This is a genomic window from Rhizobium sp. NRK18, assembly GCF_024385575.1.
Lineage (GTDB): Bacteria > Pseudomonadota > Alphaproteobacteria > Rhizobiales > Rhizobiaceae > JANFMV01.
The window spans coordinates 738,659-758,344 of the sequence record NZ_JANFMV010000001.1; the positions used below are offsets into that span (position 1 = coordinate 738,659).

Annotated in this window: 21 protein-coding genes; 4 read left to right on the forward strand and 17 right to left on the reverse strand. The window is 62.2% G+C overall.

What is annotated here, in order from left to right; genetic code table 11:
• Positions 1-13: 13 nt before the first annotated feature.
• From NN662_RS03395 to NN662_RS03445, 11 genes are all read right to left on the reverse strand, one after another.
• On the reverse strand, positions 14-463 hold the full coding sequence (locus tag NN662_RS03395) for a type II toxin-antitoxin system VapC family toxin (protein WP_261928904.1): 450 nt from the start codon (positions 461-463) through the stop codon (positions 14-16).
• Complete coding sequence (locus NN662_RS03400) at positions 463-711, reverse strand: type II toxin-antitoxin system Phd/YefM family antitoxin (protein ID WP_261928905.1); 249 nt, start codon at positions 709-711, stop codon at positions 463-465. Before NN662_RS03400 ends, NN662_RS03395 begins: the two co-directional genes overlap by 1 nt.
• A 70-nt stretch (positions 712-781) precedes the next feature.
• Entirely contained in the window at positions 782-1,702 is a 921-nt protein-coding gene (gene ppk2 / locus NN662_RS03405; RefSeq protein ID WP_261928906.1) for a polyphosphate kinase 2, read from the reverse strand.
• Between the two features lie 112 nt (positions 1,703-1,814).
• A complete protein-coding gene (locus tag NN662_RS03410; RefSeq protein ID WP_261928907.1) occupies positions 1,815-2,480 on the reverse strand; it encodes a dimethylsulfoniopropionate lyase in 666 nt (221 codons plus the stop codon).
• A 61-nt stretch (positions 2,481-2,541) separates the two neighbouring features.
• On the reverse strand, positions 2,542-4,173 hold the full coding sequence (locus NN662_RS03415) for an ABC transporter ATP-binding protein (protein ID WP_261928908.1): 1,632 nt from the start codon (positions 4,171-4,173) through the stop codon (positions 2,542-2,544).
• Positions 4,166-4,993: an ABC transporter permease gene (locus tag NN662_RS03420; protein ID WP_261928909.1), complete on the reverse strand. Its 828-nt coding sequence runs from the start codon at positions 4,991-4,993 to the stop codon at positions 4,166-4,168. The genes NN662_RS03415 and NN662_RS03420 overlap by 8 nt, the downstream gene beginning before the upstream one ends.
• The gene (locus NN662_RS03425) at positions 4,990-5,997 is read right to left on the reverse strand and encodes an ABC transporter permease (protein WP_261928910.1); all 1,008 of its coding nucleotides are present in this window, start codon (positions 5,995-5,997) and stop codon (positions 4,990-4,992) included. Before NN662_RS03425 ends, NN662_RS03420 begins: the two co-directional genes overlap by 4 nt.
• 110 nt (positions 5,998-6,107) lie before the next feature.
• The gene (locus tag NN662_RS03430; protein ID WP_261928911.1) at positions 6,108-7,697 is read right to left on the reverse strand and encodes an ABC transporter substrate-binding protein; all 1,590 of its coding nucleotides are present in this window, start codon (positions 7,695-7,697) and stop codon (positions 6,108-6,110) included.
• Positions 7,698-7,843: 146 nt separating this feature from the next.
• On the reverse strand, positions 7,844-8,092 hold the full coding sequence (locus NN662_RS03435; RefSeq protein WP_261928912.1) for a hypothetical protein: 249 nt from the start codon (positions 8,090-8,092) through the stop codon (positions 7,844-7,846).
• A gap of 307 nt (positions 8,093-8,399) precedes the next feature.
• Positions 8,400-9,908 (reverse strand): carnitine 3-dehydrogenase, encoded by a 1,509-nt coding sequence (locus NN662_RS03440; RefSeq protein WP_261928913.1) that lies wholly within the window; start codon positions 9,906-9,908, stop codon positions 8,400-8,402.
• Positions 9,905-10,822, reverse strand: coding sequence for a 3-keto-5-aminohexanoate cleavage protein (locus NN662_RS03445; protein ID WP_261928914.1), 918 nt, complete (start codon positions 10,820-10,822; stop codon positions 9,905-9,907). The genes NN662_RS03440 and NN662_RS03445 overlap by 4 nt, the downstream gene beginning before the upstream one ends.
• Before the next feature lie 125 nt (positions 10,823-10,947).
• Here NN662_RS03445 and NN662_RS03450 point away from each other — a divergent pair, with 125 nt between their 5' ends.
• Entirely contained in the window at positions 10,948-11,925 is a 978-nt protein-coding gene (locus NN662_RS03450) for a GlxA family transcriptional regulator (protein ID WP_261928915.1), read from the forward strand.
• Between the two features lie 21 nt (positions 11,926-11,946).
• On the opposite strand, the gene NN662_RS03455 is transcribed toward NN662_RS03450, so the two are convergent.
• Genes NN662_RS03455 through NN662_RS03465 form a run of 3 tightly spaced genes read right to left on the reverse strand, consistent with a single transcriptional unit; the run spans position 11,947 to position 13,826 of the window.
• Positions 11,947-12,351: a DUF2177 family protein gene (locus NN662_RS03455; protein WP_261928916.1), complete on the reverse strand. Its 405-nt coding sequence runs from the start codon at positions 12,349-12,351 to the stop codon at positions 11,947-11,949.
• 27 nt (positions 12,352-12,378) lie between these two features.
• Positions 12,379-13,050, reverse strand: coding sequence for a ChrR family anti-sigma-E factor (locus NN662_RS03460; RefSeq protein ID WP_261928917.1), 672 nt, complete (start codon positions 13,048-13,050; stop codon positions 12,379-12,381).
• Positions 13,047-13,826 carry a sigma-70 family RNA polymerase sigma factor gene (locus tag NN662_RS03465; RefSeq protein WP_315972580.1) on the reverse strand — a complete coding sequence of 260 codons (780 nt, stop codon included), beginning with the start codon at positions 13,824-13,826 and terminating at the stop codon, positions 13,047-13,049. Before NN662_RS03465 ends, NN662_RS03460 begins: the two co-directional genes overlap by 4 nt.
• Before the next feature lie 12 nt (positions 13,827-13,838).
• On the opposite strand from NN662_RS03465, the gene NN662_RS03470 reads away from it, so the two are divergent.
• The 3 genes from NN662_RS03470 to NN662_RS03480 are packed head-to-tail and all read left to right on the forward strand — an operon-like array spanning position 13,839 to position 17,216.
• On the forward strand, positions 13,839-15,197 hold the full coding sequence (locus tag NN662_RS03470) for an NAD(P)/FAD-dependent oxidoreductase (protein ID WP_261928918.1): 1,359 nt from the start codon (positions 13,839-13,841) through the stop codon (positions 15,195-15,197).
• A complete protein-coding gene (locus NN662_RS03475) occupies positions 15,194-16,006 on the forward strand; it encodes a DUF1365 domain-containing protein (RefSeq protein WP_261928919.1) in 813 nt (270 codons plus the stop codon). Before NN662_RS03470 ends, NN662_RS03475 begins: the two co-directional genes overlap by 4 nt.
• Positions 15,987-17,216, forward strand: coding sequence for an SAM-dependent methyltransferase (locus NN662_RS03480; protein WP_261928920.1), 1,230 nt, complete (start codon positions 15,987-15,989; stop codon positions 17,214-17,216). Before NN662_RS03475 ends, NN662_RS03480 begins: the two co-directional genes overlap by 20 nt.
• A gap of 3 nt (positions 17,217-17,219) precedes the next feature.
• Here the strand turns inward: NN662_RS03480 and NN662_RS03485 are convergent, their stop codons facing one another.
• Genes NN662_RS03485 through NN662_RS03495 form a run of 3 tightly spaced genes read right to left on the reverse strand, consistent with a single transcriptional unit; the run spans position 17,220 to position 19,587 of the window.
• Positions 17,220-17,750: a hypothetical protein gene (locus NN662_RS03485; RefSeq protein WP_261928921.1), complete on the reverse strand. Its 531-nt coding sequence runs from the start codon at positions 17,748-17,750 to the stop codon at positions 17,220-17,222.
• Positions 17,747-18,772, reverse strand: coding sequence for an SAM-dependent methyltransferase (locus NN662_RS03490; RefSeq protein WP_261928922.1), 1,026 nt, complete (start codon positions 18,770-18,772; stop codon positions 17,747-17,749). The genes NN662_RS03485 and NN662_RS03490 overlap by 4 nt, the downstream gene beginning before the upstream one ends.
• Positions 18,769-19,587 carry a DUF1295 domain-containing protein gene (locus NN662_RS03495; protein WP_261928923.1) on the reverse strand — a complete coding sequence of 273 codons (819 nt, stop codon included), beginning with the start codon at positions 19,585-19,587 and terminating at the stop codon, positions 18,769-18,771. The genes NN662_RS03490 and NN662_RS03495 overlap by 4 nt, the downstream gene beginning before the upstream one ends.
• Between the last annotated feature and the right edge of the window lie 99 nt (positions 19,588-19,686).

A 19,686-nucleotide genomic window follows, 5' to 3' on the forward strand; every position in this document is an offset into this window, starting at 1 on the left:
AGTTCGAATCAGATCATAAGGGTGGCAGGTTCTCGAAGGGATTGGCAAATGCGACATCGAAATGCCGGAAGTGTCGTACATTCCGGGTCAGAACGATCAACCCGTTTTGCTGTGCAATCGCGGCTACCGCCGCATCTTCGAACCCCGGATCGCCTCCCGCTCCGATGGCTTTGTCTAGCAGGCGTCCGGTGGCCCTGGCTGCGACGGAATCCAAAGCCAGTATCCGGTTGCCATAAAAGCCGATGATCGCCTCGAGCCACGCCGCAATGGCTCTAGCTTTCCGGGTGGCGCCGATCCGTTCCGCCTTGGCCTGCCCGGCCTGGATTTCTGCGACCGTGACAACAGATAGATACAGCTCTGCATCCGTTGTCGACAGCCAGCGCCTCAATGGGTCAGTCTCGGCAGACCCTTCAGGAGTAGACGGTGAAAGTGTCGAAATGACATTTGTATCGAGCAGATACATCAGACGGCGTCTTCATCCAACGTGCGGGCGCTTTTGCGGGTGGGAAGATCCGCATCCTCCAGGGGGGCTTGTGACAGCAGCCATCCAAAGGTAGGCAGCTGCTTCGTCAGGCGCTGGAACTCTTCGAAGGAGATGAGTACCGCATCGCGCTTGCCGTGTCGGGTTATGATTGCGCCGTTTCCATTGACCGCATCATCGACGACCGAGGAGAGCTGTGCCTTGGCATCCTTCAGCTGGATTTCCTTCATGGCAAAATCCACATTATGACTACTGTGGTCATAATGTGGATTGCCGATCATTTACCGTCAATGGCCCGCGTCAATATTTCGACGGCACATAGAGCTCGGGCGGCAGCACCTTGCGTTCGTAGTCGGGATTGAAGACGCGTTCGGGCAGGCAGACCTCCTCATGCGGAACGTCCTCATAGGGGATCGTCGACAGGAGGTGGTCGATGCAGTTGAGGCGGGCGCGCTTCTTGTCGTTGCCCTCGACGATGTACCACGGGGCTTCCGGGATGTTGGTGCGGGCGAAGGTCTCTTCCTTGGCCTTGGTGTAGGCCTCCCAACGCACGCGCGATTGCAGGTCCATCGGCGAGAGCTTCCACTGTTTCAGCGGATCGTGGATGCGCATCAGGAACCGCATCTGCTGCTCCTCGTCGGTGATCGAGAACCAGTATTTGACGAGGCGGATGCCGGAGCGCACCAGCATGCGTTCGAATTCCGGAACGTCGTCGAAGAACTGTTCGACCTGGTCCTCGGATGCAAAGCCCATCACCCGTTCGACACCTGAACGGTTGTACCAGGAGCGGTCGAAAAGGACGATTTCACCGCCAGCCGGAAGGTGCGGCACGTAGCGCTGGAAATACCACTGCGTCTTCTCGCGGTCGGACGGGGCGGGCAGCGCGACGACGCGGACGACGCGCGGATTGAGCCGCTGGGTGATGCGCTTGATGACGCCGCCCTTGCCGGCGGAATCGCGGCCCTCGAAGATCACCACGACCTTTTCCTTGTGGTAGGACACCCAGTCCTGCAGCTTGATCAGTTCCGACTGCAGGGTCAGCAGCGCACGGAAATAGTCCATGCGCGGGATCGATGGCGGATGGTTCTTCTTGTAGATGCGGCTGATCTCTTCCGACAGCGCCGGCTCGGACAATTCCAGCTCATAGTCCTCATCCAGCGTATCGGCGAGCTCGGCTTCGAGCCAATCGGCGCCGGGACCGGCGGAAAAGGGTGTGTTCACGGGGCGCTCCGTCTGTCAGAAATCTGCTTCGGTACCCTTGAGCTTATTCCACGCATGCATGACAGATTTTTGATGGCTGTCATTTCCGGATGTGCCGCAGCGGTCCGGACGGTCAGATGCCCTGTTCCAGGCGTTTGCGCACCTTCGAGAACTTCATGCCGGGCTGGGCAAGGCGTTCATCGGGGCCGATCCAGGCATAGGCCAGCAGACAAGGGTCGTGTTCGCCGGTCGTGATGCGGTGCTCGTGGCCGGGCATGTTGAGGACCATGGAGCCCGGCGCGTAGACCGCCATTTCGTTTTCCGACCAGGCGCCGGCGACCGAGATGTAGCTTTCCTCGATTTCGTGATGGCTGTGGCGGGGATAGACGGTGTTCGGCGCAAACAGCACGAAACCGAGGATCAGCCGTTCGGAGCGGATCGGGCCGATGGAGCCGAGGATTTCGCAATAGGCATATTTCTGGGCGAGCGCCTTCGGCACCGACTGGTAGCCATACTCCCAGGTCAGCAGATGTGACACGCGCTCCAGCGTACGGCTGAGCCGCGAGACGCCGGCGCGGGCGGCGATCTCGAAGGCGCGGCCAAGATGGGCCGTGACCGGCTTCACTTGAGGTTGCCGGTCGATCAGTTCGGGGTTGCCGTCGATGACGGCGGAAAGGGCTTCGCGAACCCGTTTGCGGTGGCTGCGGATCGCCTTGCTGCCGCCCGAGGAACTCTGGCGATAGAGCGAGTCGAATTCCTGCAGGAGGTAAGCCCAGTCCGGCACGTCACGAAGCTGCATGTCATCCTCCCGTCACAAAAAGAAAATGCCGCCCCCGGGAGGGCGGCACCTGATGTGATCGTCAATTGCCGGCGCTTTCCATTCGTCGGGTTGCCAGCACTTTTTCCAGCCAGCCGATTTCCATTTCCGGGACGGACTTCAGCAGCAGGTCGGTGTAGTCGTCGAAGGGCGGCGAAAGCACCTTCGACTTCGGACCGAAGCGCTGGAGCCTGCCTTGCAGCATGACGGCGATGCTGTCGGCGATGGCGCGGACGATGGCGATGTCGTGGGTGATGAAGACGTAGGAGACGTTGGTCTCCTTCTGCAGCTTCATCAACAGCTTCAGGATGCCTTCGGCCACAAGCGGATCGAGGGCGGAGGTCGGCTCGTCGCAAAGGATGAGTTCCGGCTTGGCCGCCAGCGCCCGGGCGATCGCCACGCGCTGCTTCTGGCCGCCGGAAAGCTCGGCCGGATAGCGCTCGAAGAAGCCCTTGCCCATCTCGATGGCCTCGAGCAGCTCGTTGACGCGCGCCCGGCGCTTGGCGCCGGTCAGCCCCTCGTAGAAGGTCACCGGCCGGCCGATGATGTCGCCCACGGTCTGGCGCGGGTTCATGGCGGTGTCGGCCATCTGGTAGATGAGCTGGATGCGGCGCAGCTGATCGCGCGAACGCTGCTTGAGGGCCGGCGGCAGGACCTCGCCGTCAAAGGTGATCTTGCCCTCCGACGCCGGCAGCAGGCCGGTGATGACGCGCGCAAGCGTCGACTTGCCCGAACCGGATTCGCCAACGATCGCCAGCGTCTGCCCGCGCGGGACATGCAGGCTGACATCGTGCAGCACCTTGAAGCCGTTGCCGTAGCTTGCCGATACATTCTCGACCTTCAGCACGGCGTCGGACTGGTCCTCGGCCTCCGGCTTGCCCATTTCGCGGACATTGACGAGCGCGCGGGTATACTCCTCGCGCGGCTCCTCAATGATCTGTTTGGCGGTGCCGTACTCGACCATGTTGCCGTGGCGCAGCACCATGATGTCGTCGGAAATCTGCGCGACGACGGCGAGGTCGTGGGTGATGTAGAGGGCCGCCGTGTGCGTCTCCTCGATCGCATGCTTGATCGCCGCAAGAACGTCGATCTGGGTGGTGACGTCGAGAGCGGTGGTCGGCTCGTCGAAGATGATCAGCTCCGGATTGGGGCAGAGCGCCATCGCCGTCATGGCGCGCTGCAGCTGGCCGCCGGAGACCTGGTGCGGATAGCGGTCACCGAAATTGTCCGGATCGGGGAGACCCAGAACGCGGAACAGGTAGAGCGCCCGCTTCCTTGCCTCCTCGGAGGACATCAGTCCGTGGCGGACGGAGGCTTCGATGACCTGGTCCCCAAGCTTGTGGGCCGGGTTGAAGGCCGCGGCCGCCGACTGCGCCACGTAACAGACGCGGGCGCCGCGCACGGTGCGGATCTTGCCCTTCGAGAAGGCGAGGATGTTCTCGCCGTCGAGTAGGACCTCGCCGCCGATGATCCGCACACCGCCGCGACCGTAGGCGAGCGCTGCAAGGCCGATGGTCGACTTGCCGGCACCGGATTCGCCGATCAGGCCGAGCACCTTGCCCTTTTCGAGATCGAAGGAAACGCCGTGGACGATTTCTATGTCCTGCGGGTCTTCGCCCGGCGGATAGATGGTCGCGCCGATCTTCAGGTTCCTTACAGAGAGAAGATTAGGCATCGCCGCGTCCTCCTTTCAGGCTCGAGGTGCGTTTGAGAAGCCAGTCGACCACAAGATTGACGCAGACGGCGAGCGCCGAGATCGCTCCGCCCGGAATGAGGGCGGCGGGGATGCCGAAGATGATGCCGTCCTTGTTGTCCTTGACCATGCCGCCCCAGTCTGCGGCCGGCGGCTGGATGCCGAGGCCGAGGAAGGAGAGGGTGGAGAGGAACAGGATCGAGAAGGCGAAGCGCAGGCCGAATTCGGCGAGCAACGGCGACAGCGTGTTGGGCAGGATCTCCCGGAAGATGATCCACATCTTGCCTTCGCCGCGCAGTCTGGCCGCTTCCACGAACTCCATCACCGCGACGTCGAGTGCGACGGCGCGGCCGAGGCGGAAGACGCGTGTACTGTCGAGCACGGCCATGACGGTGATCAGGATCCAGATGTTCTGTGGCAGGACCGCCAGAACGACGAGTGCGAAGATCAGCGTCGGGATCGACATCATCAGGTCGTTGAAGCGCGACAGGACCTGATCGATCACGCCGCGCGAGACGGCGGCGGTGAAGCTCAGGAAAATGCCGATCGAAAACGACAGGATGCTGGCCGCCAGTGCGACGAACAGCGTGGTGCGGGCGCCGTAGATCATCCGGCTTAAAAGATCGCGGCCGAGATTGTCCGTGCCCAGCCAGTACTGGCCGCTCATCGGTTCCCAGATGCCGGCGACGACATCGCGCTCGCCATAGGGTGCGATGACCGGCGCGAAGATCGCCAGGAAGAAGGCCAGCAGGATGCCGAAGATACCGATCCAGGCGCTGATGGGGATGTCTTTTGCTCTCATCGCGGGTGCCTCAGTCTCGGGTTGGCGGCAATCGCGATGATGTCGGCCAGCATGTTGAGCAGGATGTAGAAGGCGGCGAAGATTAGGCCGCAGGCCTGCACGACGGGCATGTCGCGAACCGTCACGGCGTCGACCATGTACTGGCCCATGCCGGGATAGACGAAGACCACCTCGACGACGACGACGCCGACGACAAGATAGGCGAGATTGAGGGCCACGACGTTGATGATCGGCGCGATGGCATTGGGTGCTGCATGCTTGACGATGGCGCGGAAGGCGGACAGTCCCTTCAGTTCCGCCGTCTCCATATAGGCGGACGACATGACGGAGAGGATTGCCGCCCGCGTCATGCGCATCATATGGGCGAGCACGACGAGCACGAGGGTGGCGGTCGGCAGCGCGATCGCCTTCAGCCGGTCGAGCAGGTCCATGTCGTCATAGACCGTCGCCGGAAAGGTGGCGACGCCGAACTTGACGGCGAAGAACAGGATCAGCAGGTAGCCGACGAAGAACTCCGGCAGCGAGATCGCCGCCAGCGATATGACGTTGATCAGCCGGTCCGGAAAGCGGTTTCGGAAATGGACGGCGAGCATGCCGAGGCCGACTGCGAGCGGCACCGAGATGATCGCCGCGAAAAAGGCCAGGAACAGGGAGTTGCCCAGCCGTTTGCCGATCTGTTCGCTGACGGACTGCCTGGACGCCCAGGAATTGCCGAAGTCGCCATGGATGGCGCCGCCGAGCCATTCGACATAGCGCGTCACCACAGGCTGGTCGAGACCGAGATCCTTGCGGATGTTGGCAACGGCCTGCGGGGTCGCGGACTGGCCGAGATAGGTGGTGGCAAAATCCCCCGGCAGCGCTTCCACGCCGGCGAAGATCAGGACGGATACGGCAAACAGCAGCACAACGCTCAGGCCAAGACGCTGGGCGATCAGGACGAGAAGCGGAAAACGCTTCGCAAATCCAAGCAGGGCCGGTTCGCCGTCGTCGACGGATGTGGCCATGTTGAGCTCTCCTCTGAAACGGTTGGGGCACCGCCACGGGGCTTTCTGCCCCATGGATCATGCATGCGCCGGCAGACGGGCGGACCCGCCTGCCGGTATGCTTTCAGAGACTAGCTTTCCAGCCAGACGCGGGTCGCGACATAGCCGTTCGACATGTCGTTGCCGATGTCGTGGACATAACCCTTTACCTGCTTGGTGGAGGCGTTCACGAAGTCGTTGAACATCGGCAGGATGAGGCCGCCTTCGTCGCGGACCATCATCGCCATATCGCGATACATCTCCTTGCGCTTGTCCTTGTCGAGTTCTGAACGCGCTTCGAGCAGCTTCTTGTCGAAGTCCGGTCGCTTGAAGCGGGTGTCGTTCCAGTCGGCCGTCGAGAGATAGGCCGTCGAATACATCTGGTCCTGGGTCGGACGACCGCCCCAGTAGGAGGTGCAGAAGGGCTGCACGTTCCAGACGTTCGACCAGTAGCCGTCGCCGGGCTCGCGCTTGACCTCGATGTTGATGCCGGCCTTCTTGGCGCTTTCCTGATAAAGAACCGCCGCATCGACGGCGCCGGGGAAGGCGACTTCGGAGGTGCGCAGGAGAACGGTGCCGTCATGACCGGACTTCTTGTAGTGGAAGGCGGCCTTGTCGGGATCGTAGGCGCGCTGCTCGATCCCTTCCGGGAACAGGGCGTAGGTCTCGTTGATCGGGAAGTCATTGCCGACCTTGCCGTAACCGCCGAGGATCTTGTCGACCATGGTTTCGCGGTCCATGGCATATTTCAGCGCAAGGCGAAGATCGTTGTTGTCGAACGGCGCCGTGTCGCAGTGCATGATGAAGACGTAGTGGCCGCGGCCCGAGGTGTTGAGGATTTCAACGGTCGGCGCGCGCTTGAGGAGGCTGACCGTCTTCGGGTCGACGCGGTTGATGAAGTGCACCTGTCCGGACGACAGAGCCGCAATACGGGCCGTCGCATCGTTCATGGTGATGACTTCGATGCTGTCGACGTAACCGCGGTCGGAGCGCCAGTCATTTTCGTTGCGCTCGAAGGTGGCGCGCACGCCGGCCTCCCAGCCGGTCAGCTTGTAGGGACCGGTACCAACGGCAGCCGTCGGTTCGTCATATCCGCCGCCCGGCTGGATGATCAGGTGGTAGTCGGAGAGGAGCAGCGGCAGGTCGGCATTGCCTTCCGTCAGCGTCAAGACCAGGTCGTCGCCCTTGGCCTCGATCTTGGTGATCGACTTCATCACGCCGAGCGCGCCGGATTCCGACTTCTCGTCGGTGTGGCGCTCGAGCGTCTTGACGACGTCGTCGATGGTCATTTCCTTGCCGTTGTGGAACTGCACGCCCTTGCGGATCTTGAAGGTCCACTGCGAGGCGTCCGCCGACGGCTCCCAGGATTCGGCAAGCGAGGCGACCGGTTCACCGGTGGTCGGGTGGGATTCGACCAGCAGGTCGCCCCAGTTGCGGTTGACGCAGAAGAGCACCTGCGACAGCGCCTTGGCCGGGTCGAGGCTGTCGGTTGCCGAACCGCCTTCGAGGCCGAGTTTCAGATGACCGCCCCGCTTGGGTTCCTGCGCCGAGGCGGACGATGCATAGAGGCTGCTGGCTGCGGCCAGCGTCAGGCCTGCCGCCATGGCACGGCCCATGAATTCACGTCGGTTCATGCCGCCAGACGTCACGCGGCCTGCGAGAAATTTGGTATAGTCACTCATTCCCTGGTTCCTTCTCTGGTTACTTTTATTCGTTGCAGGCGGAAGTTTTTGATTGTTTTGATATATTCCGCTGAATTCCGGCGGGACTATAAGCCTTTGCGGCCATGCTTGAACCCCTTATCCTCCATCCATCGACCCTTCGACGGTCAGTTCTCCTTTCCTGAAGCCAGCCTATTCGACTTCGCCGAAGGCATCCATCCTCTTGAAAGCCAGTCAATGCAGGGCTTTCCGCGCGTCGCACCGGCGGCGACGGGTTCGGCGTCTGCTATTGCTGTGGAAAACGTCACGTAACGGAATGAAACGGCGCGAAAAGTGTCGGGAATCATCATGATCGGCGCCGCAGCGGCTTCGCCGAGCGCGGTCTGTCCTGCATGTTCGATGCCGGCTCGGTTCATGGACGTGTCCCCACACGTTCGAGAAGAAAACCCTTTTATGCGATTTCCTTCGACCGCTTCTCTTTTCCCGGAATTGTTAACAGGTTGCGATGGTGATGAGGTCGCTTGTGCGACATATGGTGCCGCCGGCAGGCCAATCCCGTTGGTTTTGCCGCCATGGGCGGCACACCTTGCCGAGCAAGCAGACAGACCCGCGCCGCGCCGGACATGCTGCCGGCTCGGGCGGGCCTTCGTCGCCTGGTTTTCCGTCGCGGATCTGCCGCGAACGGTTGGTGTCGGCATCATCCCATCCTGGCCCCGGTCTCTATCATTCCGCGGCCTCCCTGGCCTTCTTTTGCCCGACATGACGGCCTGCGCCGTCCGGCCACGTCAGAGCAGCGTGATCGGCCGAGATGGCGTTGAGCCTCTCGAGGATCCAGTCCGGAGCATCGACCGCTTTCCCGGCCACGCTGTCGACATGCAGCAGCATCTGCTCGGCGGTCGCCAGCACCGCGTCGCTCACTGCATCATGGATGTGGTGGAAGACATGCAGGCGCTTGGCATCGACCGCAAGGATCTGGCAGGTCGAATACAGGGCCTGGCCGACCTTGGCTTCGCCGAGATGGCGGATATGCGTCTCCACCGTGTAGTAGGAATGGCCTGCCTCGACATAGGCGAGATCGACGCCGATCAGGCGGAGGAGGGCGTCTGACGTGTCGCCGAAGACCTGCAGGTAGCGATGCTCGGTCATGTGGCCGTTATAGTCCGCCCAGGACGGGTTGACCTTGGTCTCGACGAGCCGCAACGGACCGCCTGCAGACGTTGCCATGTCGACCTTCGGCGCCTTGCTCCACAGTGATGTCTCGAATTCCTTCAGAAGCTTGCCGGCGCCCCAGCCGTCGCCGCCGCGCGAGCCCTTCAGAGCATGCAGTATGCCGACGAGGTTCTCGTCGCGGATGCGTTCGAGTTCGCGGATCGACAGACCGTCGGCCTGCTCGTCGGATTGCGCGCCGATCTTTTCCACCAGCGCCTCGTCGAGGTCGACGACATCGGTGAGCTTCGTCCATGGCCATTGCAGGCACGGGCCGAACTGCGCGAGGAAGTGGCGCATGCCCGCTTCGCCGCCGGCGATGCGGTAGGTCTGGAAAAGGCCCATCTGCGCCCAGCGCAGGCCGAAGGAATAGCGGATGACGTCGTCCAGGGTCTCGACCGTGCAGATGTCGTCCTTGATCAGCCAAAGGGCCTCGCGCCAGAGGGCTTCGAGCAGGCGGTCGCCGACGAAGGCCTCGATCTCGCGGGCGATATGGACGCCCTTCATGCCGATCGATTCCAGCACGGCTGCGGCGCGGGTGATGGTATCCGGCGCGGTTTTTTCGCCGCCGACGAGTTCGGAAAGCGGAAGCAGGTAGACCGGGTTATAGGGATGCGAGACGAAGAAGCGTTCGGGATGCTTCATGTGCGCCTGCAAATCCGTCGGCAGCAGGCCGGAGGTCGAGGAACCGATCAGCGCGTCCGGTCTGGCGGCGGCGTCGATTGCGGTGAGCACCCGGCGTTTCAATTCCAGCTGTTCTGGTACGCTTTCCTGGACGAAGTCCGCGTCGGCAACGGCCTCCTCCAGTGTCTTGACGAAGGTCAGCCTGCCGCGTGGAGGCAGCGGTGCCGCGGTGAGCATGCCATAGGCGCGCTCGGCGTTGGCGATCACTTCGCCGACGATGCGCTGGGCTTCCGGATGCGGGTCGTAGACCGCCACATCGATGCCGGAGAGCAGGAAGCGGGCAATCCAGCCACCACCGATAACGCCACCGCCGACACAGGCGGCCTTGCTGATCTTCGTCATGACTTCACCGGAGCCCGCTTCTGGAGTTTCAGTTTCGCACGGACCGCTTCCGGTCCGATGATCTTTGCGCCCATGCCCTCGATCACCGTTACGGCTTTCTCGACGAGCTGGGCGTTGGTCGCGAGCTGGCCCTTGCCGATGTAGAGGTTGTCTTCCAGCCCGACGCGGACATTGCCGCCGGCGAGAACGGAGGCCGCCGGATAGGCGAGCGCGTTGCGGCCGATGGAGAAGGCGGAGAAGGTCCATGTCGACGGCACGTTGTTGACCATCGCCATGAAGGTGTTGAGATCGTCCGGCGCACCCCACGGAATGCCCATGCAAAGCTGGATGAGGACCGGATCCTCGATCAGGCCTTCTTCGACCAGTTGCTTGGCAAACCAGAGGTGGCCGGTGTCGAAGGCTTCGATTTCCGGGCGAACGCCGAGATCGGTCATCATCTTCGCCATGGCGCGCAGCGTGCCGGGCGTGTTGGTCATGACGTAGTCGCCGAGACTGAAATTCATGGTGCCGCAATCGAGCGTGCAGATTTCCGGCCGGCATTCGGCGACATGGCTGACCCGCTCGGTGGCGCCGACGATGTCAGTGCCGGCCGAGTTCAGCGGCAGCGGGGTTTCGACGCCACCGAACACGACGTCGCCGCCCATGCCCGCCGTCAGGTTCAAGACCACGTCGATCTCCGCATCACGGATGCGCTCGGTGACCTCGCGGTAAAGATCGTTGCGGCGGCTCGGCTTGCCGGTCTCGGGATCGCGGACGTGGCAGTGGACCACGGCGGCTCCGGCCTTGGCGGCATCGATGGCGGAGGCGGCGATTTCGGCCGGAGTGATCGGCACATGGGCGGACTTTGCGGTGGTGTCGCCTGAGCCGGTGACGGCACAGGTGATGAAGACCTCGCGGTTCATGGCAAGCGGCATGTCTTTTGGCTCTCCCTATCGTTGCAGGGATTAGGCGGCATAATGCGGTGCCATGCTTTGCATTATCGGATCGATTTTATACAGTATCGGAAATTGAGTGCGAAGAATGGGCGTCCGAACGTCAAATGGCTGAAACCACGACCGTCGATCTTCTGGTATTGCCGGACATCAACCTGATCCTGCTTGCCTCCGTCATAGAGCCGATGCGCGGTGCGAACCGGATTTCCGGCCGGCAACTCTATCGCTGGCGCATTCTCTCGCCCGACGGCAAGCCGGTCGTCACGACCAGCGGCATCCCGGTGCCGGTCGACGGGGCTTTCCCGCCAAGCGAGGAAACCGCGCCGCTCTTCGTGCTGTCCGCCTATTACTGGCAGCGCCACGCGACCGCCCAGGTCAAGATGATGCTGTCGCGCAGCGCCCGGGCGCGGCCTTATATCGCCGGCATCGAATCCGGCACATGGCTGATGGCGGAAGCGAGCCTGCTCGACGGATATTCGGCCACTGTGCACTGGGAGGATTTCGACGATTTTGCTTCTGCCTATCCGCAAATCAGCGCGGTCAGAGGCCGGTATGTCGTCGACGGAAAGCGCGTGACCGCCGGGGGGGCGCTCCCGACGCTCGACCTGATGCTGGAGCTCATCCGCCGCCGGCACGGATATTCGCTGGCGCTCGAGGTTTCACGGCTGTTCATCTACGAGCCCGGCGGAACGGTGGCGGCGGCACCCTCCCTGCCGCTGGCGCCAAGCCAGCAGATCACCGATGAACGCGTCGTTGCAGCAATCAGAATGATGGAAAAGCATATCGAGCAGCCATTGGCGGTGAGCCGAATCGCCCGCCGGGTCGGTGTCAGTGCCAGACATCTGCAATCGCTCTTCAAGGAGCAGATCGGCGTTCTCCCGCATGTCCATTACCTAGCGCTACGACTGAATGCTGCGCGACGGAAGGCTGTCGAGACGCGGCAGGCCTTCACCGAGATTGCGGTCGCTTGCGGTTTCAATTCCGTCTCGGCCTTCTCGCGCAGCTACCGCGCGCATTTCGGGGAGAGCCCGAGCGGTACCCGCAAGCGTTTGCGGCAGGCGAGATCGCCCGCCGACCTGGGCTAGGTTCGAAGCTGAACTCCGAATTCAGACCGACAGGCGCCGGCCGGCGAGATAGCCGGCGGCCGACGCCGCGCCGGTCACGAACGCTCCCCACAGGAGATCGACGACGGTCACCGACAACGGCCAGTCCCGCATCGTCGCCATGTTGGTCAGATCATATGTGGCGTAGGCGACGACGCCGAGAAAGGCTCCGGAGAGCGTCGCACTGGTGAGGTTTCCGCGCGTCACGGCCGGGGCTACGGCAAAATAGAGGACACCGAGCAGATAAAGCGCATAGAAACACGCTGCCGCCAGGAAATCCGGCTCGGCGGCCAGAAGATGACCGATCGTGTCGCGATAGAAACCGATCGCGACGACGCCGAGCCAGATGGAATCGAGCACAAGGAAGACGAAGGCCGTCGCGGCAAAAGCCGTTGCATAGATGCGCATCGTCATACTCCTTCGTGAATGCCTTGATCAGATTCCCAGCAGCGGCTGGATAAGCCGGACGATCCGGCTGCTGAACTTCAGCGGCGCGTCGGTCACGGCCAGGCAGATGCAGTCGTCGCCCTTCTCGGCGATCGGCTGGTGGTTGACGCTTTCGTCCGTCTCCTCGAAGTCGCCGGGACCGAAGCGGTCGTCACCGTCGCGAAACGCGCCCTTCAGGACGAGGGTCAGTTCGCGCCCGCCATGGGTGTGCTCGGGAACAGGCTTTCCGGCCGGAATGCGCAGCAGTCGCACGGAGATCTGCCTGTCCTTGGTCGGGATCGGATAGTGATAGGCGCCGAGCCCGAGGGCGCGCCATTTCAGGCTGTCAAGATCGCCGCCGAGATAGGAGTTCAGCGGTTCCGGCAAACGGCGGGGCGAGGGGGCGGCCGCTTTTCGCGGCGGAGCCGCCTCCGTCACCCTCGGCGCAGCCGCCAGCTTTGCCCGCAGCGCCGCCCAGGATTTGTCATCGCTTTCCGAAGGCTCGGTTTCGATCCCTTCCAGAAGTTCGCCGGCGGTCGCCTCGATCGCCTGCAGGCGTTTGCGACAGGCGGGGCAGAGCGCCAGATGCGTGGCGACGGCAATGCTCCAGCCCTCCTCGAGAGAGCCATTTGCATATTCGACGAGAAGCTCGTCACTGATGTGATGATTGATCGTGTTCATCGCCCTTCTCCCAGCAGATCGCGCAGCCTTGCAAAGGCCAGGCGGATACGGGATTTGACGGTACCGAGCGGCAGGTTCAGGCGTTCGGCGATTGCGCTGTGAGAGGCCTCCTCAAAAAACGACAGGCGAAGGAGCTCCACCTGCTCGGCAGGCAGTTTCTTCATCGCGTCGTGCAGGCGGTCGGCCTCGTCCCCGGCCTCGACGATTGCGTCGGCCGGCGGAATGTCGTCCGGCACGAACGCCGGGTCGTTGGGGTCGAATTCGGGCCGGTTGGTCTTGCGGAACGTATCGATGCGCACATTGCGCGCAATCGTGAAGATCCAGCTCGACACCGATCCGCGGGCCGGATCGAACTGTTCGGCCTTCTTCCAGATCATCATCATCGTTTCTTGCATCAATTCTTCTGCCAGCTGCCTGTTGCCGCCGCGCTTCATCATGTAAGCGCGAATTTTCGGTCCAAAGTGCCGGAACAGGACCTCAAAGGCGTCCACGTTGCGGTCTCTTCCGACTGCGGCGAGGCAGGCCTTGAGGTCCTGTCCTTCCGCTTCTCCCAGGGCTTCATTCATTGTGACGCGTTGCGCCTTCCGTTTTTTCAATACCGTTCCTCTCTCCAGCGAGAGGAGCGGCATCTTCCGGTTATCAGTTGCCCTGGCGGAAACGATCGTTTGCATGTCAGCCGTTACGGCAGCCAGGGTGAGGCGGATCACAGCATTTAAGAATTTTCTCTTCTTTTCAATCCATTTGCTCAACGACCCCGTAGTGATGTGCAGTCGCAAGGAAACATATCAATGCTCAAGCTCACCAATGATCGAGATTTTTCACGCCGATGCCGGGTTGCCGTCATAGGCTCAGGCATTTCCGGCCTGAGTGCCGCCTGGCTGCTGAGCAAGAGCATGGACGTGACCCTGTTCGAAGCCGACGGCCGGATCGGCGGGCATTCAAACACGGTCGACGTCATGTGCGACGACGGCGTCGTGCCGGTCGACACCGGGTTCATCGTCTACAACGATTGGAACTATCCCAACCTGGTGGAGCTCTTCTCGACATTGAACGTGCCGAACGAAGCCTCCGACATGTCGTTTTCCGCATCGCTCGACAGCGGCGCATTTGAATATTCCGGTACCAGCTTCGCCGCCATGCTGGGCCAGAAGTCCAACATCATCCGATTCCGCTTCTGGCAGATGATCAGCGACATCCTGCGCTTCTACAAGCGCGCGCCGCTTTATGCCAAGCAGGCGATGGCGGCGGACATGACGCTTGGAGAATTCCTGGACGCCGAGGGCTATTCCAAGAGTTTCGTCGACAACCACATCCTGCCGATGGGTGCGGCGATCTGGTCGACGACAGCGAAGGAAATGCGCTCATACCCGCTGGTCGCCTTCATCCGTTTCTTCGAAAGCCACGGGCTCCTGTCACTTTCCAATCGTCCGGTCTGGCGAACCGTCAAGGGCGGATCCAAGGAATACGTGAAGCGCATTCTCGCCGATTTCGGCGGAACGGTGCGTGTGCGCTGGCCGATCCACCAGGTGCGCCGCGTGCGCGCCGGCGTCGAGGTGGTGTCGCAAGGCTCCGAGGCCGAGCTCTTCGATCATGTGGTGATCGCCACCCATGGGGATCAGGCACTTTCGATGCTGGAAGACGCGGCACCCCAGGAGCGGGCGCTGCTGGGCGCCTTCAAATATACCCATAATCGTGCGGTGCTGCACAGCGACGTCCGCCTGATGCCCAAGCGCCGGCGGGTCTGGTCGAGCTGGAACTATATCGGCAATCGCAACGATGGCCCGGACGCACAGCTTTGCGTGACCTACTGGATGAACAGGCTTCAGAACCTGAAGACCCGGACCGACCTGTTCGTGACACTCAATCCGAACAGCGAGATTTCGGAAGACAACATTCACGCCGCCTTCGACTATACCCATCCGCTGTTCGACAATGCCGCGCTCGCGGCGCAGAAGGCGCTCTGGGATATACAGGGTGCTGGCGGCGTATGGTTCTGCGGCGCGCATTTCGGCAGCGGCTTCCATGAAGACGGTTTGCAGTCCGGCCTGGCCGTTGCCGAGGCGATAGGCGGCGTGAAGCGCCCGTGGCAGGTCAAGGGCGAATCGAGCCGCATATTCCTGCCCGAGCCGATGATGGCGGCCCAATGACCGGTGTTTCCGCTCTCTATGCCGGCCATGTGGTGCATTCGAGGATGCGGCCGAAGAAGCACAGCCTGCGATACCGGGTCTTTTCGCTGCTTCTGGATCTCGACGAACTCGATGTGCTCAATCGATCGCTTCGCTTCTTCGGGCACAATCGACGCGCGCTCTTCAGTTTCTGGGACAAGGATCACGGTTCGCTGCAATCCGACCGCAGTCTCAAGGACTGGGCGGTCGGGCATGTGCGGGCACTCGGCATCGAGGATGATGGGCTGAGCGTGCGGGTGCTCTGCTATCCGCGCATCTTCGGTTACGTCTTCAATCCGCTGACGGTGTTCTTCTGCTATCGCAAGGATGGTTCGCTGGTGGCGATCCTCTACGAGGTCTGCAACACGTTTAATGAGCGGCATACCTATGTCATTCCAGCCGAAGGGCGGGATGGGGCCATTCGCCAAAGCTGCGACAAGGCGCTCTATGTCTCGCCGTTCATGCCGATGGATTGCCGATATCATTTTACCATCGAGCCGCCCGAGGATGGTGTGGCGGTCCGAATTCTTGAGACCGATGCTGAGGGCAAGCTGCTCTTTGCAGCATTCGAGGGCAGGAGATCTGAACTTTCCGATGCTGCGCTTATGAAAGCACTCTTGACCTATCCGTTGATGACCGTGAAGATCACCGCTGCGATCCACTGGGAGGCGCTGCGGCTCTGGTCGAAAGGCATCCGCGTGTTCCGGCACAAGCCGGCGGATGAAGCCGTGGCAAGCTCGCTGGTGGACACCAAGGAGCGGGGTGAATTGCATGAGCAAAGCTACGCATGATGGCGGAGCTGCTGCCGGTTCTCTGCCGGCGGGCAAGCTCTCTCTATGGCAGAAAATCATGTGCCGGATGGTGGACCGGATTCGGGTCGGCAGCATCAGGCTGGAGTTCCCGGGCGGTCGCAGCCATACCGTGACGGGCGCGGAGCCGGGACCGGCGGCAACGCTGTATCTGAAGAACCCGCGGCCGATCATCCGCCTGATGACATCGGGTGATCTCGGTTTCGCGAAATCCTACATTGACGGCGACTGGGACAGTCCGGACATCAGCGCGCTCTTGAATTTTGCGTTGCTCAACGAGCAGGCGCTGCGCTCGGTCATCGCCGCTTCGGCCATTTGGGGCAAAATCGCGCTGCTGCGCCACCGTCTGCGGCGCAATTCGAAGCGCGGCAGCCGCCGCAACATCGCCTACCACTACGATCTCGGCAACGACTTCTACAAGCTGTGGCTGGACGAGACTATGACCTATTCGTCGGCGCTTTTCGAGGAGCCGCATCTGACGCTTTCCGAGGCGCAAACGGCGAAATACGCCCGTATCGTGCGCGAGCTTGAGATCGGGCCGGATGACCATGTGCTGGAGATCGGCTGCGGCTGGGGCGGGTTCGCCGAATATGCGATCCGCCAGACCGGTTGCCGCGTGACGGGGCTGACGCTTTCGAAGGAGCAGGCGGCGTTCGCCTCGGATCGCCTCGACCGCGCCGGGCTTGGCGACAAGAGCGACATTCGCATCGAGGATTACCGCGACTGCGGTGGCGAGTTCGACAAGATCGTATCGATCGAGATGTTCGAGGCCGTCGGCGAGGAGAACTGGCCAGTCTATTTCTCGGCTGTTCGCGACCGGCTGAAACCGGGCGGCAAGGCGATGATCCAGACCATCACCATCGACGACGAGCGCTTCGACGATTACCGGCGCAATGCCGACTACATCCAGACCTACATCTTTCCGGGCGGCATGCTGCCATCGCTTGCCACCTTCCGGAGCGCCGCCGGCAATGCCGGGCTTGCGGTCAAGGACTGGCTCGGCTTCGGCAAGCATTATGCCCGCACGCTTCTGACCTGGGAGCAGGATTTCATCGCGCAGTGGGAGCGGATCCGGCCGATGGGCTTCGACGAGCGCTTCAAGCGGATGTGGCGCTATTACCTGCATTACTGCGCGGCCGGTTTTCAGGTCGGCAGCATCAATGTGCTGCAGTTCAAGCTGGAAAAGGCATAATGCTCAGGCTTTCGCTTCCCGCATCGGGAAGCGGAGGCCGATGAAGGCAAGAAGCGAAAACGCCCCGAAGATGTTCAGGGTATAGAGCGTGTCGCTGTCGCTCGTCGACAGCGGGAAAACCGGCGCGCCGTAGCGACCGAAGAAGACCGCAAAGGCGAGGAAAACGGCTCCGATCAAGGCGCGGGCGGTCCATTTTTCATGCGCGTAGAACGACAGGAATCCTAAGAGAAGGCAGGGGGCGAGGAACAGCCATGCACCGCTCGCCTCGCCGAAGAACTTGGTGATCGCCAGCGTGTCGAGTGTGCCGGCAAGGACCATGCCTATGCGGCCGGCGAATGGGCTTTTCCGGTAGAGATAGATGACGGCGGCGTAGAGCGGCAATGACGCGGCCGTGACCAGCGATGCCTTGAAGGCGTCCTCCGCGAGCCACCAGACATAGAGGGGATAGACCGGCTTGTTGAGAGCTATGACAATGGCGACCGACCGGCTGGCGGCGGTGAGTTCATCCAGCCCGGTCTTCGCTGTGCCGCTCATGCCGGCGTCAGCAGATAGTGGGAGACACCCCAGGTCCTGCCTTCGTCATGGCCGAAGAGGCCGGCGGTCGCCAGGAAGAACAAGCGCCAGCGACGCTGCCAGAGATCGGCATCCTTGCCGTAGGTCTCGGCAAGGATCGCGCGGATGGCGTCGTCATTGCGGTCATAGTTTTCCAGCCAGTGCAGTGCCGTCTTTTCATAGTTGCGCCCGGACCAGCGCCATTCCTTCTGAACGGAATAGAGGTCGGGAAAGCGCCTGATCAGGTCATGGGCCGGCATGATGCCGCCGGTGAAGAAGTATTGCGCGATCCAATCGGCCTTGTCGGTGTGGTCAAAACGGTAAGAGCGATCCTTGTGCGTGAAGACGTGGATGAAGAGCTTGCCGTCCGGCTTCAGCCAGGTGCGCGTCTTCTCAAGGAGCGCCCGCCAGTTCGACATGTGCTCGAACATTTCCACCGAGACGATGCGATCGAAGCGGTCGCCGGCGTCGAACTCGGTCATGTTGGCCGTCCTGACCGTCAGGTTTGTCAGGCCGAGGCGTCTCGCTTCCGTCTCGATGAACTCACGCTGGGATGCCGAATTGGATACCGAGGTGATCCGGGCGTTCGGCAGCCTCTCGGCCATATAGAGGGAGAGCGACCCCCAGCCGCAGCCGAGTTCGAGAATGTGCTGGCCGTCATGCAGGTCGGCATGGGCCATCGTTTCCTCGAGGGCCACGATTTCGGCCTCGTCCAGCGTCGTCTCTTCCGTCGGATAGAAGCAGCAAGAGTATTTCTTGCGGGCGCCGAGCGCCTCCGCGAAGAAGGCTGCCGGCAGTTCGTAGTGCTGCTCGTTGGCCTCTTCGGTGTGGACGGCGATCGGAAACTGCTTCATCCCATCGGCGAACTCCTGCTCGCTGATGGCGTCCGTGCGCGACAATCGTCGCTTGGTCCGGCCAACGAGGAAGTCGACACCGGCCGCTGTCAGCCAGTCGGGGACATTGATGCGTTCAACGGCATTGATGGCATTGGCAATGATCGTCACTGTGCGATCTCCTCGGAGGTGGCGTGGCGGCGGGGGCCGGGAAAGAAGGCGTTGACCTTCGACTGATAGATGCGGAAGCGCTCACCGCGCGATGCCAGCATATGGGCTTCGAGCGGCGGGATGCCGGAGACATGCACGAGCAGCCAGTACATCTGCATCGGCGCGAGAAGAGCGAGCAGCAGCGGCAGGCCAATGGCTGCGTGGCTGCCGAGGGCCATGACCGGCCATGCGCACCAGAAAAGCCATTCGAAGAAATAATTGGGATGCCGGGACCAGCGCCACAGTCCGACATCGCAGATCGCCTTGCGGCCGGCATTCTCCTTGCGGAACTGCGCAAGTTGCTTGTCGGAGATCGCCTCGCCGGCGAGCGCCACCAGGGCGACGACGACCGCAAGACCATCGGCGATGGAGGGGAATGCGGCTTCGCCGGTCGCTGCAGCAAGGGCGGAAAGGACGAGGATGAAGGCGGCTGCGGCCTGCACCTGCAGGAACCAGAACAGGCGGGACGAGGCCTTGTCGCCCCATTCCTTAATCAGCGCTTCGTAGCGCGGATCCTCGCCGGCGCCGGCACTGCGGCCGCCGATATGCGTGGCCAGCCTGGCGGCCCAGAGAAGAACGAGGACGGCTGCGGTCCACTGCCGTCCTGCCTCGCCCGTCGTGGCGAACGCCAGGGCCGCAAGTGCCGCCAAGCCGACGGAGGCCGACCAGATGGTGTCGACCCAGCCGCTGTTGCCGGTTCGCCGCTGGACGGCCCAGGCGAATGTCATGGCTGCGCAAAGGCCAATCGCGATCGTGATCAGCAGGACAGGCGTCATGGGCTTGGCACTCCTTCGTATCGGGTACTGACCAATACGCAGGAAGGGGCGGGACGGATTTCATGGCGGTGCAGCGCAAATGATCCGGGCGGCATTTTT

Bases quoted from the DNA above. Each gene is read 5' to 3' on its own strand.
- NN662_RS03485 (WP_261928921.1), bottom strand. From the start codon at position 17,750: ATGAGCGGCACAGCGAAGACCGGGCTGGATGAACTCACCGCCGCCAGC.
- NN662_RS03400 (WP_261928905.1), bottom strand. From the start codon at position 711: ATGAAGGAAATCCAGCTGAAGGATGCCAAGGCACAGCTCTCCTCGGTC.
- NN662_RS03495 (WP_261928923.1), bottom strand. From the start codon at position 19,587: ATGACGCCTGTCCTGCTGATCACGATCGCGATTGGCCTTTGCGCAGCC.
- NN662_RS03420 (WP_261928909.1), bottom strand. From the start codon at position 4,993: ATGAGAGCAAAAGACATCCCCATCAGCGCCTGGATCGGTATCTTCGGC.
- NN662_RS03450 (WP_261928915.1), top strand. From the start codon at position 10,948: ATGGCTGAAACCACGACCGTCGATCTTCTGGTATTGCCGGACATCAAC.
- NN662_RS03435 (WP_261928912.1), bottom strand. From the start codon at position 8,092: ATGAACCGAGCCGGCATCGAACATGCAGGACAGACCGCGCTCGGCGAA.
- NN662_RS03470 (WP_261928918.1), top strand. From the start codon at position 13,839: ATGCTCAAGCTCACCAATGATCGAGATTTTTCACGCCGATGCCGGGTT.
- NN662_RS03455 (WP_261928916.1), bottom strand. From the start codon at position 12,351: ATGCGCATCTATGCAACGGCTTTTGCCGCGACGGCCTTCGTCTTCCTT.
- NN662_RS03480 (WP_261928920.1), top strand. From the start codon at position 15,987: ATGAGCAAAGCTACGCATGATGGCGGAGCTGCTGCCGGTTCTCTGCCG.
- NN662_RS03410 (WP_261928907.1), bottom strand. From the start codon at position 2,480: ATGCAGCTTCGTGACGTGCCGGACTGGGCTTACCTCCTGCAGGAATTC.
- NN662_RS03460 (WP_261928917.1), bottom strand. From the start codon at position 13,050: ATGAACACGATCAATCATCACATCAGTGACGAGCTTCTCGTCGAATAT.
- NN662_RS03425 (WP_261928910.1), bottom strand. From the start codon at position 5,997: ATGGCCACATCCGTCGACGACGGCGAACCGGCCCTGCTTGGATTTGCG.
- NN662_RS03415 (WP_261928908.1), bottom strand. From the start codon at position 4,173: ATGCCTAATCTTCTCTCTGTAAGGAACCTGAAGATCGGCGCGACCATC.
- NN662_RS03430 (WP_261928911.1), bottom strand. From the start codon at position 7,697: ATGAGTGACTATACCAAATTTCTCGCAGGCCGCGTGACGTCTGGCGGC.
- NN662_RS03445 (WP_261928914.1), bottom strand. From the start codon at position 10,822: ATGCCGCTTGCCATGAACCGCGAGGTCTTCATCACCTGTGCCGTCACC.
- NN662_RS03395 (WP_261928904.1), bottom strand. From the start codon at position 463: ATGTATCTGCTCGATACAAATGTCATTTCGACACTTTCACCGTCTACT.
- NN662_RS03440 (WP_261928913.1), bottom strand. From the start codon at position 9,908: ATGACGAAGATCAGCAAGGCCGCCTGTGTCGGCGGTGGCGTTATCGGT.
- NN662_RS03475 (WP_261928919.1), top strand. From the start codon at position 15,194: ATGACCGGTGTTTCCGCTCTCTATGCCGGCCATGTGGTGCATTCGAGG.